Here is a 16,517-nt window from a genome sequence, read left to right on the forward strand (position 1 = left end):
TAAATTTGCATTATTTGCAAAATAAAACAAAAACGACTGAATTAAATTAATTTTATAACAGCAAAACATATATGGCATTTTCAAGTTTATTCCGAAAGAAAACAGTACAGGATATTCTGAAGCAGGTTGCTCAGAACGAATCAGATGGTCATAATGCATTAGGAAAACATTTGACTACTAGAGATTTAACTGCATTCGGAATAGCAGCTATTGTTGGAGCAGGAATTTTTAGCACAATTGGAAAAGCCAGCGCAGACGGAGGCCCAGCAGTAATATTCCTGTTTTTATTTACAGCTTTGGCTTGTAGTTTTGCTGCTTTCGCTTACGCTGAATTTGCATCGATGGTTCCAGTTTCTGGAAGTGCTTATACGTATTCTTATGTTGCTTTTGGAGAATTAATTGCATGGATTATTGGTTGGGCATTAATTATGGAATATGCCGTCGGAAATATAACCGTTGCCATATCTTGGAGTGATTATTTTACGGGACTTCTCCAAAGCGGCGGAATTCATCTCCCGCAATGGATTCAGATGGATTATCTAACTGCTTCAAATGGATTTAAAGATGCCGAAGCTTTAATGCGCGGCGGAAAATCATTCGAAAATTTGAGCACGGCTTTACAGCAAGCGCATACAGCGTGGACAACAGCGCCAACTTTAGGATCATTTCATTTCGTTACTGATATTCCTGCATTATTCATTATTATTTTGATTACGGCTTTGGTTTACAGAGGAATGAAAGAATCTCGTAATGCCAGTAATTTAATGGTTGTGGTAAAACTTTGTGTTGTACTTTTAGTAATCGCAGTTGGAATATTTTACGTAGATACAGCAAACTGGGACCCTTTTGCTCCAAACGGAGTTGGAGGAGTTTTAAAAGGAGTTTCGGCTGTTTTCTTTGCTTACATTGGTTTTGACGCTATTTCTACAACGGCAGAAGAATGTAAAAATCCACAACGTGATTTACCACGCGGAATGATGTGGGCGATTATCATTTGCACAATTCTTTATATTGCAATTGCTTTGGTTTTAACGGGAATGGTAAAATATCACGAATTAAATGTTGGAGATCCTCTTGCATTTGTTTTTGATAAATTGGATTTAAAATGGATGTCAGGAATTATTGCGGTAAGTGCGGTAGTAGCAATGGCGAGTGTTTTATTAGTTTTCCAAATGGGACAACCTCGTATCTGGATGAGTATGAGCCGTGATGGTTTATTGCCAAAGAAATTTTCTACAGTTCACCCGAAATTCAAAACGCCTTCTTTTGCTACAATTGTAACAGGTTTTGTGGTTGCAGTTCCAGCTTTATTTTTGAACCTGACAATGGTAACAGATTTATGTAGCATTGGAACTTTATTTGCCTTTGTTTTGGTTTGCGCAGGAGTTTTGGTATTACAAAATAAACCAGAAATTCCAAGAGGGAAATTCAAAACGCCTTATGTCAATTCAAAATTCATTTTGCCAGTTTTAATGATCGCAGGATTGTATTATGCTTTTGCATTCAACAACAAAGCGACAATGGCTTTCATTAATAATGAACCTCAAATTTACGATGCAACTTCGATTGTAACTTCATTAGATAAAGAAGAATCTGAAAAAGTTTTCAAATATTTAGAAAGCATTGAAGTAAATAATAAAACTGCTGAAACTTCGGATTTAGAGCATTTATTAGGACAATATCAAGACAACGAAGCAAAATATGCTGAAGTTGTAAAAGGATTGCCAATTGCTGATTCTGCGAAATATGAATCAGGTTTCAGTTTATTCAAACACAAGATTCCAATGTGGATTTTCTTATTTGTTTTGGTTGGATTAGCGGTTTGGGCATTCAGAAAGAATTTATCACTAATTCCACTTTTAGGATTAATTTGCTGTCTTTATATGATGGCCGAATTAAGCGTTTGGAACTGGATTTACTTTACCATTTGGCTAATAATTGGGTTGTTGATTTATTTTGGCTACAGCCGAAAAAACAGTAAACTAAACGTCGTTAATTATTAATTGTAAATTATAAATTATAAATGAAAAGCCGTTCTGATCGATTTCAGAACGGCTTTTTTATCGCATTTTTGTCATTTCGACGAAGGAGAAATCTCCGCAGTAACTCCGCAACTAAAAACCAATCTTTGTAGAGCTTCTAGCGGAGATTTCTCCTTCGTCGAAATGACATACAAGAGTTGCTAATCCTGTAAAACTTTTGAATTAGAAAATTTCAGAACACCAACTTCAATCATACACTCTTTCATCATTTCATAAGTACGATCAATATCATTATCTAAACCAATAGAAAAACGAATCAAACCATCTGTTAATCCCATTTCTTTTTGTTCTTCAAGCGGAATTTCACTAGAAGTTGAGGTTCCAGGCGCGCTGAAAAGCGTTTTATAAAAACCCAAACTTACCGCTAAATAACCCAAATTTCTGGCTTGCATTAATTCCATTAATTCATTGGCTTTTTCCAAAGTTCCAACATCAATCGTTAACATGCCGCCGAAACCATATTCAGGATTAATCATCGTTTTGTATAATTCATGACTCGGGTGACTTTTTAATCCTGGATAAACTGTTTTTAAGCCATCTTTTTCAAATTTATCAGCCAAAACATGCGCGTTATGACTGTGTTGTTTGATGCGAATATGAAGCGTGCGAAGATTTTTCATCACAGAAGCAGAACGTAAACTATCCATCGTTGGTCCTAAAAGCATACTTGCTCCCGAATTTACATTTTTCAGCGAATTAATAAATTCTTTAGAGGCGCAAGTTACACCGCCAACCGTATCACTACTTCCGTTAATGTATTTCGTTAAACTGTGAATCACGATATCAGCGCCTAATTTTGCAGGTGAAACTGATAATGGTGAAAACGTATTGTCGACAACCAATTTTAAATTATGCTTTTTAGCGATTTTAGCCAAACCTGCAATATCAGCCACTTCCAATAAGGGATTGCTCACAGTTTCACAATACAAGACTTTTGTTTTAGTAGTAATCGCGGCTTCTACAACATCAAGTTTAGTAATGTCTACAAAACTAGTCTCAATGCCAAATCTTGGTGTAAAGTTTTTCAAGAAAGCGTAAGTTCCACCGTAAATAGTTCGGCTAGAAACAATATGATCGCCCGCGCCGCACAATTGCAATAGAGTAGGCGTAATCGCTCCCATTCCTGAAGCTGAAACGTTTGCTGTTTCCGTTCCTTCCATCGCTGCCAAAGCCTGATCCAAGTACAAATTACTTGGTGAAGAATGGCGAGAATACAAATAACATCCTTCCATATTTCCTTCAAAAGTATCAAACATAGTTTTAGCCGATAGAAAAGTATAAGTCGAAGAATCAGAAATCGACGGATTAACTCCGCCAAATTCACCAAAATATTGCAAATCCTGAATTTTATCTGCTGGGTTGAAGTTTTTCATGTTTAAATAGTTTTTTGTTTGTTTTGTTTCAAGTTTCAGGTTTCACGTTCCAACAACCTGAAACTTGAAACCTGAAACAATAATTTTTACGAGCTATTCCAGCTTTCCGTTTCAAGTCCTCATAAAAAATGCAAAGTTTCTAATGTTCTAAAAAGAGCTTCCGTTGGTCGCTTTTTTATAACAAGAAACTTTTGCCTTTTTTACTCCGGGCTTTCCACTTCAATCTGGGCTAGGACTCTCGTTTTCAAAAGAAATTCTATTCAAAATAAGACCTATTTAGAAAATTAATCAATGGTAAAATGAATAATTAGATTTTAAAACTATAAAAATGTGTTTGTAATGATTTTTAATCTAAATTTGATTCTGAAATTGCAATTCAGTAGATTTTCTTTCTTTTCAATAACTATCAACAATCAACCAAAAACCATCAACCATTATGACTTTAGACGAAATCGATAAAAAACTATTGGTTTTGCTTCAAACCGATAGTAAAAAAACAACCAAAGAGTTATCCTTAAAACTTGATCTTTCAGTTACAGCAGTATATGAAAGAATCAAAAAACTAGAACGCGAAGGCATAATAAAAAACTACGTCGCTCTAGTCGATAAATCTAAAATCGAAAAAGGTTTTGTGGTTTTTTGCCATTTAAAACTGATTCAGCACACAAAAGAATTCCTAACCAAATTTGAAAGCGAAGTAATCAAACTCAACGAAGTTTTAGAATGCCATCACGTAAGTGGTGACTACGATTACATTCTGAAAGTTTTGGTAAAAGATATGGAAGCTTATCGTGAATTTTTAGTCACAAAACTAACTTCATTACAACACATTGGAAGTACACAAAGTATGTTTATGATTAGTGAAGTGAAGAATTCGACGGTGATTTCTTTTTAAAGAGGGACAAAGTTTCAGAGTGACAAAGGTTCAAAGTTTTTTTTTGTAGAGACGCACTGCAGTGCGTCTAACGTCCAGTTTGTCATTTCGATTGAAAGGAGAAATCGCACACGAAACACCGCAAAGTATATTTCCAATCTTTGTCGAGCTTCTTGCGGAGATTTCTCCTTTCAGTCGAAATGACAATAGTACGTGGTAATCTTTACCTTAAAAAAAACTTTGCGCCTCTGCGTCTTTGCGAGATTAAAAAAAGAAACCTTTGCGAACCTTTGCGTAATTCTTAGCGCCCTTTGCGGTAAAACTTCACAACAAAATTTCATACAAAAAACATTGAAAATTAAACTTCAAACAAAACTTTATTCCTTAATTTTGTAACCGCTAAAATAAAAACAAAATACTATGAGTTCATTTGACGTAGTCATTATAGGTTCAGGTCCTGGAGGATATGTATCAGCAATTCGTTGCGCACAATTAGGTTTCAAAACTGCAATTGTAGAAAAATATAATTCATTGGGCGGAACTTGCCTTAACGTAGGTTGTATTCCTTCAAAAGCATTATTGTCATCTTCACATCACTATGCTGAAATCGCTCATTTCGCAGATCACGGAATAGAAGTTTCTGGCGATGTAAAAATCAATTTAGAGAAAATGATTGCTCGCAAACAAGCTGTTGTTGATCAAACTGTTGGCGGAATCAATTATTTAATGGATAAAAATAAAATCACTGTTTTCAATGGTTTAGGTTCTTTCGTAGATGCAACTCACATCGCTGTTGCAAAAGCTGACGGAACATCTGAAACTATCGAAGCAAAATATACTGTAATTGCTACAGGATCAAAACCTTCTTCTTTGCCATTCATCAAAATCGATAAAGAAAGAATCATCACTTCTACTGAAGCTTTGGCTTTAAAAGAAGTTCCAAAACATTTAGTTATTATTGGTGGTGGAGTTATCGGAATTGAGCTTGGACAAGTTTACTTACGTCTTGGTGCTCAAGTTTCTGTAGTTGAATTCATGGATAGAATTATTCCAGGAATGGATGGTTCTCTTTCTAAAGAATTGACTAAAGTGTTGAAAAAACAAGGAATGAAATTCTACGTTTCTCACAAAGTAAAATCAGTAGAAAGAAACGGTGATGCTGTTACAGTTCAAGCTGAAAACGCAAAAGGAGAAACAATCACTTTGGAAGGAGATTATTCATTAGTTTCTGTTGGTCGTCGTCCTTACACAGACGGATTAAACGCTGACAAAGCTGGAGTGAAAATTTCAGATAGAGGACAAGTTGAAGTAAATGATCATTTACAAACTAGCGTTCCAAATATCTACGCGATTGGTGACGTTGTTCGTGGAGCAATGTTAGCGCACAAAGCAGAGGAAGAAGGAGTAATGGTTGCTGAAATTTTAGCTGGTCAAAAACCACATATCGATTACAATTTAATTCCTGGTGTTGTTTACACTTGGCCGGAAGTTGCTGCAGTTGGACAAACGGAAGAGCAATTGAAAGCAGCTGGAGTTAAATATAAATCAGGAAGTTTTCCTTTCAAAGCGTTAGGACGTGCAAGAGCAAGTGCTGACTTAGATGGATTCGTAAAAATCCTTGCTGATGAGAAAACAGATGAGGTTCTTGGAGTTCACATGATTGGTGCTCGTACAGCAGATTTAATTGCTGAAGCGGTTACTGCAATGGAATTCAAAGCTTCTGCTGAAGATATTTCAAGAATGAGCCACGCGCACCCAACTTTCGCGGAAGCGGTAAAAGAAGCAGCATTGGCAGCGACTGAAAATAGAGCTTTACACGTATAATTTTTACGTCAAATAATATTTCAAAAACCATCAGAGAAATTTGATGGTTTTTTTATTGCTTAAATAGTTTGAAAGTGTAATACGTTTCTTTGTTTTTTAAGTAAACTCTATAAGAATCAGAATCTTCATCATAGATTTTGTAAAGATATTTATCGCCTTTTATACTCATGTTTTTTCTCGAAATGTTATCACTTTCAATGAATTCTAATTCAAATTCACAATTGCCTTTTTGTTTAAAATGTAATTTTGAAATAGTGTTATCGCTAAATTTTTCTGTCCAAAGATTATGAGACAACGTGACTTCTACTTTGTTTCCGTCATTTTCGAAATAATGATATGTTGAATTTTTAGTGAGTTGATTGCATTGTTCTCTTGTACTTTTTTCTACAGGTTTTTCATATTGTATTGTCCAGCCATCAGCTTCTTTTGGTTGCGGAAAAAGAGCTACAAATTCGTTACAGTTTTTGTGTAATCTGAAGAATATCAATTCGAAAGCTTTTTGGCGAGTAATTGAATCTCCAAATTTTTTCATGTATGGAATTATGTAAGAGTTGGTTATGGTGTTAACTCTGATTTCGTTATTTAAATTTTTATTTTGAACCAACGCTTTGCATATTTCTATATTTAATGAATCGACAGCTTGTACAGTCTGAGATCTGGAAAATGAGGATAAAAAGAAAAGAATTAAAAGTAAACTTGCTTTCATTTATTTGATAGATTGATTTACCAAATATAATTTTTAGTAAGAACATTATTGAATTTTATTTTTCAATTTTTTGGCTTTTTAAATTAGAAGAAAAGATATAAAGATTCAAAATAATTTTGTAAATTAGATGTATAATTCAGGTACTATCTTTATGATAATTAAAAAAGATAGTATTATGAAAACTAAATATATAGTTCCGGTTTTGATTGGAGCAGGAATTGGACTCGCATTATATTCTTGCGGTGGTGGAATTCCTAAAAATGCAAAAGCTGTAACCAATTTTGACAGTAATAAATATCTCGGAAAATGGTATGAGATCGCTAGATTAGATTACAAATGGGAAAGAGATTTAAATAACGTTACGGCAGAATATTCTTTAAACGAAGATAAAACTATAAAAGTCGATAATAAGGGCTATAATGTCAGAAAAGACAAATGGGAGGAAAGTATCGGGAAAGCTAAATTTGTCAAAAAAGACAATGTTGGTATGCTTAAGGTCTCATTTTTTGGTCCTTTTTATTCAGGTTATAATGTTGTAGCAATCGATCAAGATTACAAATACGCATTGGTTGTTGGAGAAAGCCTAAAATACATGTGGATACTTTCGAGAGAAAAAACAATTCCTGAAAGTATAAAAGCAGATTTTCTTATTAAAGCACAAGAAATCGGATATAAAGTAACCGATTTGGTTTGGGTGAAACACGACAAAACAAATTAAAGAAAAACCCGGCAGTTTAGAACTGTCGGGTTTTTTATTTTTAAGTTGAAAATGAATTATGCAGTAAACACACTTTTGTAATTATCCCAATATCTGTAAATCAAAAATAAGTTTGCCAGAAATAATAAAATTGCAATCGGCAGTCCTTCTGGGGCAAGAAAATAATTGATAAACAAAATGTTTACCGTAATCGGTAAGATCAAAATATTTGCTAAAGTTACATAACGCCCTGTTACAAATGCAATTCCGCAAAGCAATTCAATAGATTTTGCTAAAGGCATTAAATAGGTTGAAGCCATTAAGCCGACATTAAAAGCTTTGAAATTTCCTGTCGTTTCAGGCTCTGGCATTAAATGGAAAAAGTAACTGATAGAAGCAAAAAGTAACAAAAGACCAACTAAAACGCGGACAATAATTGTGGCAATTTTCATAATACTTAGGATTTTTTAAGGTTAAAAAATATAAATAAGCTATTGGAAAAGATGCAATTTTTAAAGTCTCAAAAAGGGAAACAAAACAAATTTTTGATTGTGTTTTTGAGAATTTTACAATCAAATCAATTTAATTTTAGGATTAAACTAATTGTATATCAAATATAACGAATTTTTTCTTATTAAACAGGTGTCTTTTTAACAGTTTTAATAAATTTTACAGCATCGGCTTATCAAAAATTTTTGTCGTAATTTTGAGTTTTAAAATTACCATTTTTGAGAGTTTCCATTCATAAAAATATTGCCAATCCTAAACTGTTTAGAGAACAGCTTATAAGTTGGGCACAACAGTTTCGTGAAGTCATTTTTTTAGATAGCAATTCCTATCCGCAGCAATATTCTAACTTTGATTGTGTATTGGCTGTTGATGCTTTTACTTCCTTAAAGACAGATTATTACAATGCATTTGAAGATTTAAAACAATACCAGCAAAATACAAAAGACTGGCTTTTTGGCTATCTATCTTATGACTTGAAAAATGATACAGAAAATCTTCATTCTAATAATTTTGACGGTTTAAATTTTCCTGATTTGTTTTTCTTTCAACCTAAAAAGATTTTTATTCTGAAAGGGAATGATCTTGAAATTCAATATTTAATGATGTGCGATGATGAGGTTGAAGAAGATTTTGAGGAAATAGTAAAAATTCAAAACGAAACATTTGTCACACTGAGCGGAGTCGAAGTGAAGCAGCGTATTTCTAAAGATTTATATGTTGAAAAAGTAAATAAAATGCTCGAACATATTCATATTGGCGATATGTACGAAGCTAATTTCTGTATGGAATTTTATGCTGAAAATGCTAATATAAATCCGTTAGAGAAATTTCAGAAACTGAATGAGATTTCTCAAGCGCCATTTACTGTTTTCTTTAAAAATCATAAACAATATTTGCTTTCTGCTTCGCCAGAACGTTATTTAACAAAAGTTGGTGACAAGATTATTTCGCAACCAATTAAAGGAACATCTAAACGTTTTTCTGATCCTGTTGAAGACGAAAAAGCAAAATATATTTTAGCCACAGACGCCAAAGAACGTGCCGAAAATATTATGATAACCGATTTGGTTCGCAATGATTTATCGCATACAGCACAGAAAGGTTCTGTAGAAGTTGAAGAACTTTGCGGAATTTATTCTTTCCTGCAAGTGCATCAAATGATTTCTACGGTAACTTCAAAATTAGATGCTCAATATTCTCCTGTCGATGTTTTGAAAACAACATTTCCGATGGGAAGTATGACAGGCGCACCAAAAATTTCTGTAATGGAAATTATTGAGAATTTAGAAGAAACAAAAAGAGGCTTGTACAGCGGTGCAATTGGTTATTTTACGCCCGAAGGAGATTTTGATTTTAATGTCGTAATCAGAAGTATTTTGTACAATCAGGAAAATAAATATGTTTCGTTTTCGGTAGGAAGTGCTATAACATCGCTTTCAATTCCTGAAAAAGAATACGAAGAATGTTTGTTGAAGGCGAAAGCAATGCACGAAGTTTTACAGTGATTTTTTCGCCACAGATTAAAAAGATTTGCACAGATTTTTTAATCATTTGAATCCTTTTAATCTGTGGTAATATTTTTTTATCACGACTTATAGAAAAAGTAATTCGTGTTAATTCGTGCAATTCGTGGCAAAGAACCATGACTTAACATTTCATTTAAAAATAGATCGAATTTAATTTTTTACTTTTATCAGATGTTTTCAAAATTTCAAAACCATATAATTTCGAGATTTCCATTCTTAGCAGAAAAAAAGCTTTTTCTAGCAGTAAGTGGCGGATTAGATAGTATGGTTTTGCTTCAATTGTTTAAACAATTGCCTTATGAAATCGCGGTTTTGCATTGCAATTTTCAGCTTCGCGGAGTAGAAAGTTTTGGCGATCAAGAATTTATTCAGAATTTCTGCGATCAAAATAATATTCCAATATTTACCACTCATTTTGATACCGAAGCTTTCGCTAAAGATTATAAATTATCGACGCAAGTTGCGGCAAGAGAACTTCGATATAATTGGTTTTATGAGATTTTAGAAGAAAAAAACTTCGATTATATTTTGACCGCGCATCACGCCGATGATAATCTGGAAACTTTTATTATCAATTTAACTCGAGGAACTGGTTTGGAAGGTTTAACAGGAATTCCAGAACAAAATGATAAAATTATTCGTCCGCTTTTGCCTTTTTCGAGAGAAGAAATCTTGAAATATGCCGAAGAAAACAATATAGAATGGCGAGAAGATAGCAGTAATGCTTCGACTAAATATTTGCGAAATAAAATCCGCCATAATTTAGTTCCAGTTTTAAAAGAAATCAATCCAAATTTTTTAGATGCTTTTCAGAAAACACAATCTTTTCTTCAGGAATCAAAAGAAATGGTTGAAGATGCGTCAATTATGATTTATCAGCAAGTTGCAAAAGAAGCAGGAGAGGATATTCATTTCGATTTAAATCAACTAAAAAAACTTCCAAATTATAAATCGTATTTATATCAATGGTTAAATGAATTTGGTTTTTCTGCTTGGAATGATATTTATGATTTAGTTGAAGGACAATCTGGAAAACAAGTATTTGCTGAAGAGTTTAGATTATTGAAAAACAGAGAAACTTTGATTTTAAGTCCGTTTTCTGAAACGTCAGAAATGGAAGAATATGTGATTAATGAAAACGATACAGACGTTAATTTTCCCTTAAAAATAAGTCTTTGTAACGTAGGTCACACAACTTATGATTCAAATAGAGTTATATTTGTCGACGCCGATAAAATCCGTTTTCCTTTGCTCTTACGTAAATGGAAAGAAGGAGATGTTTTTCAGCCTTTTGGAATGCATGGAAAATCTAAAAAAGTCAGTAAACTTTTTAAAGATGAGAAGCTTTCATTAATCGAAAAAGAAAAAACATGGATTTTATGTTCTGATGATCAAATAATTTGGGTTGTCGGAATTAGACAAGACGAACGTTTTAAAATAGAAAAAGCCACAAATAAAATATATAAAATAGAATTACAATAATGAACTTTACTCAAAATCCTCAGACAAGTTTGTCAAGAAATATTTGGACTAAATCGCTGTTACTTTTCTTGTTTTTCTTTGCTTTTGCAAAAGGAAATGCACAGATCTTAGAACCAGTAAAATGGACTTCTAAAATTGAAAAAAAAGGAAGTAATGCCGTTTTAATATTTGATGCCGTAATTGAAAAAGACTGGCATATGTATTCGCAATTTACTCCAGAAGGCGGACCTTTAGCATTAGAAATTACTTTTAAAAACCAAAAAGGAAACTATGAATTGGTTGGAAAAGCAAAAGAAGGTAAAACTAGAACTGCTTACAACGATGTTTTTGAAGTAAATGAAACTTTCTTTGAAGGGAAGGCTCATATTGAACAAGAGATTAAAATTATCAATCCGAACTTAAAAACGGTTGATGTAGATTTTGATTTTCAGGTTTGTAAAGAAGTTTGTATCAATTCTAGCAAGAAATTTTCAATTGCAGTTCCTTCAACTTTTAAAATAGAAGAAGTTCCTGTTATTGCAGAAGCTAAGGCTGATGAAACTAAAGTAGCTGGAATTGCGGTTGATACCGTTAAAAAAGAAGAAACAGTTCAGCCAAAAGTTGAGAAAACTGTTGCCGCAGCTAAAGAAGAAATTCCTGCACCAGCATCTTCAAGAAGTTTGTGGTCTATCTTTTTTGTTGCTTTCTTATTTGGATTTACTGCTTTGTTAACACCTTGCGTTTTTCCAATGATTCCGATGACAGTAAGTTTCTTTACGAAACAAAGTAAAACGAGAGCTGCTGGAATAAAAAATGCTATTATTTACGGTATTTCTATCATTGTAATTTATGTTGGTTTAGGATTAATTGTTACTAAAATATTTGGTGCAGATGCTTTAAATGCCTTGTCTACAGATGTTTGGTTTAATCTTATTTTCTTTGTGATTTTAGTAGTTTTTGCTACTTCATTTTTAGGGGCATTCGAAATTATGCTTCCAAATTCATGGGCAAACAAAGCAGATGAACAAGCAGATAAGGGCGGAATAATAGGGATTTTGTTTATGGCGTTGGCTTTAGCAATTGTATCTTTTTCGTGTACAGGACCAATCGTAGGTACAATTTTGGTTGAAGCTGCGACAAATGGAGGAATCGCTCCAGCTATCGGAATGTTAGGTTTTTCTACTGCATTGGCACTTCCGTTTATGTTATTTGCCATGTTCCCAGGTTGGTTAAATTCATTGCCAAAATCTGGTGGTTGGTTGAATACGGTAAAAGTTGTTTTAGGATTTTTAGAATTAGCATTTGCGTTTAAATTTTTATCAAATGCCGATTTAGTTTTACAATTGCACTTTTTAGAAAGAGAAGTGTTTATTGCAATCTGGATTGCCATTTTTGCTGCAATGACTTTGTACTTATTTGGAAAAATTACATTGCCTCACGATAGTCCGACAAATCATATTTCGGTAGGAAGATTGTATTTAGGATTGTTAACTTTAGTATTTACATTCTATTTAATTCCTGGTTTATGGGGAGCGCCTTTAAAATTAATCAGTGCGTTTCCGCCGCCGCCAACATATAGTGAAAGTCCGTTTGGAGTAGGAGGATCTGGAAATGGAGGAGTTTCCGCAGAAGCAGGAAAAGGTCTTCCAGCAGGTGCAGAATTAGGACCGCACGGAATTATGGTTTTTCACGATTACGAAGACGGTTTGGCTTATGCAAAAGAAATTAAAAAGCCAATAATGCTTGATTTTACAGGATACGCTTGTGTAAACTGTAGAAAAATGGAAAACAATGTTTGGTCAGAACCTGAAATTTTGCCAATTCTAAAAAATGATGTTGTTTTGATTTCACTTTATGTTGATGATAAACGTGAACTGCCAAAAGAAGAACAATTTACAACAGCTTCAGGAGATAAAATCATTACTACTGGCGATAAATGGACAGATTTTATGATTTCAAAATATAAAACGAATACGCAGCCTTTATATGTAATTACGGATTTAGAAGGAAATAATTTGAATGCTTCTAAACCAACAATCAGTTATGTAAGCGCTGATGAATATTTGAAATGGTTGAAAGAAGGAATTTCGAATTTTAAATAAAAGAATTAAGAATTAAGAATTAAGAATTAAGAATTAAGAATTAAGAATTAAGAATTAAGAATTAAGAATTAAGAATTAAGAATTAAGAATTTCTTGTTTTAAAATCTTTATTCAAAAGATATAATATATTTTCTTGGGGGTTGAAATTAATTCAAACAAAAGCGCTCTAATTAATTTTAGAGCGCTTTTTTTATGCTGGCTTTATAAATCATTTCTTTTATGAAAGAAACTCCTGAGGGATTTAATATTTGTAGATTTCTATTGATACGAATTTTAAAAAGCTCTAGCTGAGCGACATTTTTACAATCTGTTGTATGTTTGCTCTGCTGAAACTATATATAAAAAAGGGCCGTTCTTTTAAAGACGGCCCCTTTTATTTATCAAGCGAAAGTGAAAATTAATTTCTTATAAGAATTCTCCGTGTTGAGAAATATCTAATCCTAATTCTTCTTTTTCTTCAGTAACTCTTAGAGGAGTAATTTTATTAACGATGAAGAATAAAACATAAGAAGCAACAAAAGCAAAGATTGAAACCACAACTAAAGCAGTTAATTGGTTGATGAACAATGTTGGAGTTCCGAAGATTAGACCTTGATTGTCTCCAACTGCAGGGTTGATCGCTTTTGAAGCAAAAACTCCAGTTAGCAACATACCTACCATACCACCAACACCGTGACAAGCGAATACATCTAAAGCATCGTCAATTTTTCCTTTAGGGAATTTGCTCACAACAATGTTACTCACAATTGCAGAGAATAAACCGATGAAAATAGCGTGAGAAATACTTACGAAACCAGCAGCAGGAGTAATAGCAACAAGGCCTACAACAGCTCCGATACAAGCTCCAAGAGCAGATAATTTGTGTCCTAAGATTTTATCAAGGAAAACCCATGCCATAGCAGCAGCTGCAGCAGCAACAGTAGTTGTTCCTAAAGCTTGAGTTGCAAGACCATTTGCTCCTAAAGCAGAACCAGCGTTGAAACCAAACCATCCGAACCAAAGTAAACCAGTTCCTAATAATACATAAGTAATTCTAGCAGGATTTGCTTTTTGAACTTTTCTTTTTCCTAAGAAAATAGCTCCAGCCAATGCAGCCCATCCAGCACTCATGTGTACTACAGTTCCTCCAGCGAAGTCAAGAACTCCCATTTTGAAGAAAACTCCATCAGGATGCCAAGTCATGTGAGCAAGCGGAGTGTATATTAAAATGATGAATAAAACCATAAATAACAAATACGCCCAGAAACGGATACGTTCTGCAAATGCTCCAGTGATTAACGCAGGAGTAATGATAGCGAATTTTGCCTGAAATAATGCGAATAACATAAAAGGAATCGTTGGTGCAAGGCTCCAAGCTGTGTTTGTTCCAACACCTTCAAAGAATAAATTAGTAGATGGATTACCAATAATACCTCCAATAGTTGGTCCAAAAGCTAATCCGAAAGCAACAACAACCCATAAAATTGTAACAATTACCATTGCCATAAAACTTTGTAGCATAGTACTAATTACGTTCTTCTTACCTACCATACCTCCGTAAAAGAAACCTAATCCAGGTGTCATTAACAATACAAATGCAGTTGCAACGATCATCCAGGCAGTATCTCCCGTATCAAACTTTACAGCCTCTGCTGGAATTGGGTTATCTGCAATGATAAAGTTTGAAATAAAGGTTAGTACTAAAATCGTGATAAGAATCACACTTAAAATAATTTTTCGCATAGTTATTTAGTTTTAAAATTTTTGATAAAAGTATAAAATCATTTGATACCCCCTAAAAAAATATAGTCTAGTGTTTAATTTTTGTTAATTTTCCATTTTAACCCCCTCTATTTTGAGTGTATCTGTTAAAAATGACTTAAATTTTACAATTTATTAATCAAAAATCGAGTGTGTTTATGTTTTTCGACGCTTTTGGAGCTTTAAATGAGGTAATAATGAGGTGTTTTTAGTTATTTGTTGAAGTATTCTTTGTGATTTTCTAAAAACAATTATTTTTTTTAAAAGAAAATGGCATCAAACGAATAATCGTCTGATGCCATTTTTATGATTTAAATTTAAAACTATTTCTGGTTGTATTTTGCTTTGAATTTATTGTTAAGCTTTACTTGAAAAGTTTCTAGATTGATATTTCTTCCTTGAATAAATGCCGTATTAAGTTTGTTTGTTCTCATATCTAGCGCGTCACCTTCAGAAATAAATAACGTAGCGTCTTTTCCGGTTTCTAAAGTACCGCAAGTAGTATCAATTCCTAATAATTTTGCTGTGTTTGAGGTAATTAATTGAACTGCTTTTTCTTTGTCTAAACCAAAAGCAGCACAAGTTCCAGCCAAGAACGGGAGATTTCTAGCGCCCATACGTTCGTTATCGCCACTGTTCTCTAAGCCTACAAGAATACCTTTATCGGTTAATATTTTAGCCATTTTATATGGTAAATTAACATCTTGATCTGCGCTTGTCGGCATATCGTGAACACGTCTTAATAATACACCAACATTATATTTCTGCAAAGTTGAAGCAGCTTTATAAGCTTCAAAACCACCAACAATAACAATTTTTTTAATGCCATTTTCGGATGCCAATTGAATAGCGTCTACAATCTGTTTTTCTTCATCTGCATGAATATATAAGGTCTGAGTTCCGTCAAACAATCCTTTTGTGGATTCTAGAACAATATTTCTTTCTTTAGAAACAGCTTGATTATAAGTTTTGGCATTAACGAAAAACGTATTAATTTCTTCAGACTGTTTTGGATAATCTTTGTTGGCTTCAATAATTCCTGGTTCAAACCAGCTTCCAGTTCTTCTAAAACTAGACGGAAAGTTCAGATGAATTCCGTCATTCTCTTTCAAAATAGCATCTTGCCAGCTCCATGCGTCTAATTGTACAACAGATGATGTTCCAGAAATTCTACCGCCTCTTGGAGTTACTTGTGCAATCAAAACTCCATTTGGGCGAACAGTTTCTACTACTTTAGATTCAGAATTATAAGCAATAATACTTCTCACATTTGGGTTAAAACTTCCAATTTCTTCATCATCATTTGAAGCTTTTACAGCATCAATTTCTACTAAACCAAGGGTCGAATTTGGTGCAATAAAACCAGGATAAACATGTTTTCCAGCAGCATTAATTGTGGTATCGTAAGCATTATCGGCTAATCTTATGGTCGATGCGTCGGCGACTAATGTTAGTTTTCCGTCTTTAAAACCGATTGCGCTATTTTCAATAATAGTTCCATTTCCTAAATGTGCAGTAGCGTTTAAAATTAAAACCGATTTGGTTTGTTTTGGAGCTGGTATTTGTTGTGCACTCAGTTGTGTTGAAGCGCAGAATAACAAAAACAGCTTAAATATATTTTTATGTATCATCATTTCTCTTTTAATCATTAATGAATTTTCT

Annotated in this window: 12 protein-coding genes; 7 read left to right on the top strand and 5 right to left on the bottom strand. The window is 33.4% G+C overall.

The window, feature by feature from the left end; all coding sequences use genetic code 11:
• The first annotated feature begins 71 nt into the window (after positions 1 to 71).
• Positions 72 to 2,003 carry an amino acid permease gene (locus NYQ10_RS10380; protein WP_289880599.1) on the top strand — a complete coding sequence of 644 codons (1,932 nt, stop codon included), beginning with the start codon at positions 72 to 74 and terminating at the stop codon, positions 2,001 to 2,003.
• 179 nt (positions 2,004 to 2,182) lie between these two features.
• Here the strand turns inward: NYQ10_RS10380 and NYQ10_RS10385 are convergent, their stop codons facing one another.
• Positions 2,183 to 3,415, bottom strand: a complete 1,233-nt coding sequence (locus tag NYQ10_RS10385) for an aminotransferase class I/II-fold pyridoxal phosphate-dependent enzyme (RefSeq protein WP_289880602.1) — start codon at positions 3,413 to 3,415, stop codon at positions 2,183 to 2,185.
• A 436-nt stretch (positions 3,416 to 3,851) separates the two neighbouring features.
• Between NYQ10_RS10385 and NYQ10_RS10390 the strand changes: the two genes are divergently transcribed.
• Together NYQ10_RS10390 and lpdA are read left to right on the top strand one after the other, a co-directional pair.
• Positions 3,852 to 4,310 carry an Lrp/AsnC family transcriptional regulator gene (locus NYQ10_RS10390; protein ID WP_289880604.1) on the top strand — a complete coding sequence of 153 codons (459 nt, stop codon included), beginning with the start codon at positions 3,852 to 3,854 and terminating at the stop codon, positions 4,308 to 4,310.
• Positions 4,311 to 4,709: 399 nt separating this feature from the next.
• Positions 4,710 to 6,113: a dihydrolipoyl dehydrogenase gene (gene lpdA / locus NYQ10_RS10395; RefSeq protein WP_115886283.1), complete on the top strand. Its 1,404-nt coding sequence runs from the start codon at positions 4,710 to 4,712 to the stop codon at positions 6,111 to 6,113.
• 52 nt (positions 6,114 to 6,165) lie between these two features.
• On the opposite strand, the gene NYQ10_RS10400 is transcribed toward lpdA, so the two are convergent.
• The gene (locus tag NYQ10_RS10400) at positions 6,166 to 6,819 is read right to left on the bottom strand and encodes a hypothetical protein (RefSeq protein ID WP_289880606.1); all 654 of its coding nucleotides are present in this window, start codon (positions 6,817 to 6,819) and stop codon (positions 6,166 to 6,168) included.
• Between the two features lie 175 nt (positions 6,820 to 6,994).
• On the opposite strand from NYQ10_RS10400, the gene NYQ10_RS10405 reads away from it, so the two are divergent.
• Complete coding sequence (locus NYQ10_RS10405) at positions 6,995 to 7,537, top strand: lipocalin family protein (protein ID WP_289880607.1); 543 nt, start codon at positions 6,995 to 6,997, stop codon at positions 7,535 to 7,537.
• Positions 7,538 to 7,593: 56 nt separating this feature from the next.
• Here the strand turns inward: NYQ10_RS10405 and NYQ10_RS10410 are convergent, their stop codons facing one another.
• A complete protein-coding gene (locus NYQ10_RS10410) occupies positions 7,594 to 7,968 on the bottom strand; it encodes a DoxX family membrane protein (protein WP_289880609.1) in 375 nt (124 codons plus the stop codon).
• 276 nt (positions 7,969 to 8,244) lie between these two features.
• On the opposite strand from NYQ10_RS10410, the gene NYQ10_RS10415 reads away from it, so the two are divergent.
• The 3 genes from NYQ10_RS10415 to NYQ10_RS10425 all read left to right on the top strand — a co-directional run bounded on the left by NYQ10_RS10415 (position 8,245) and on the right by NYQ10_RS10425 (position 13,115).
• The gene (locus tag NYQ10_RS10415; protein WP_289880611.1) at positions 8,245 to 9,531 is read left to right on the top strand and encodes an anthranilate synthase component I family protein; all 1,287 of its coding nucleotides are present in this window, start codon (positions 8,245 to 8,247) and stop codon (positions 9,529 to 9,531) included.
• 192 nt (positions 9,532 to 9,723) lie between these two features.
• A complete protein-coding gene (gene tilS / locus NYQ10_RS10420) occupies positions 9,724 to 11,034 on the top strand; it encodes a tRNA lysidine(34) synthetase TilS (RefSeq protein ID WP_289880612.1) in 1,311 nt (436 codons plus the stop codon).
• Complete coding sequence (locus NYQ10_RS10425) at positions 11,034 to 13,115, top strand: protein-disulfide reductase DsbD family protein (protein ID WP_289880615.1); 2,082 nt, start codon at positions 11,034 to 11,036, stop codon at positions 13,113 to 13,115. The genes tilS and NYQ10_RS10425 overlap by 1 nt, the downstream gene beginning before the upstream one ends.
• Before the next feature lie 405 nt (positions 13,116 to 13,520).
• Here NYQ10_RS10425 and NYQ10_RS10430 read toward each other — a convergent pair whose 3' ends face one another.
• Together NYQ10_RS10430 and NYQ10_RS10435 are read right to left on the bottom strand one after the other, a co-directional pair.
• Positions 13,521 to 14,837 carry an ammonium transporter gene (locus NYQ10_RS10430; protein WP_184166921.1) on the bottom strand — a complete coding sequence of 439 codons (1,317 nt, stop codon included), beginning with the start codon at positions 14,835 to 14,837 and terminating at the stop codon, positions 13,521 to 13,523.
• Positions 14,838 to 15,178: 341 nt separating this feature from the next.
• Entirely contained in the window at positions 15,179 to 16,486 is a 1,308-nt protein-coding gene (locus tag NYQ10_RS10435; RefSeq protein ID WP_289881022.1) for an amidohydrolase family protein, read from the bottom strand.
• Positions 16,487 to 16,517 lie beyond the last annotated feature (31 nt).

The organism is Flavobacterium johnsoniae (assembly GCF_030388325.1).
In the GTDB taxonomy this organism is placed as follows: Bacteria; Bacteroidota; Bacteroidia; order Flavobacteriales; family Flavobacteriaceae; genus Flavobacterium; species Flavobacterium johnsoniae_C.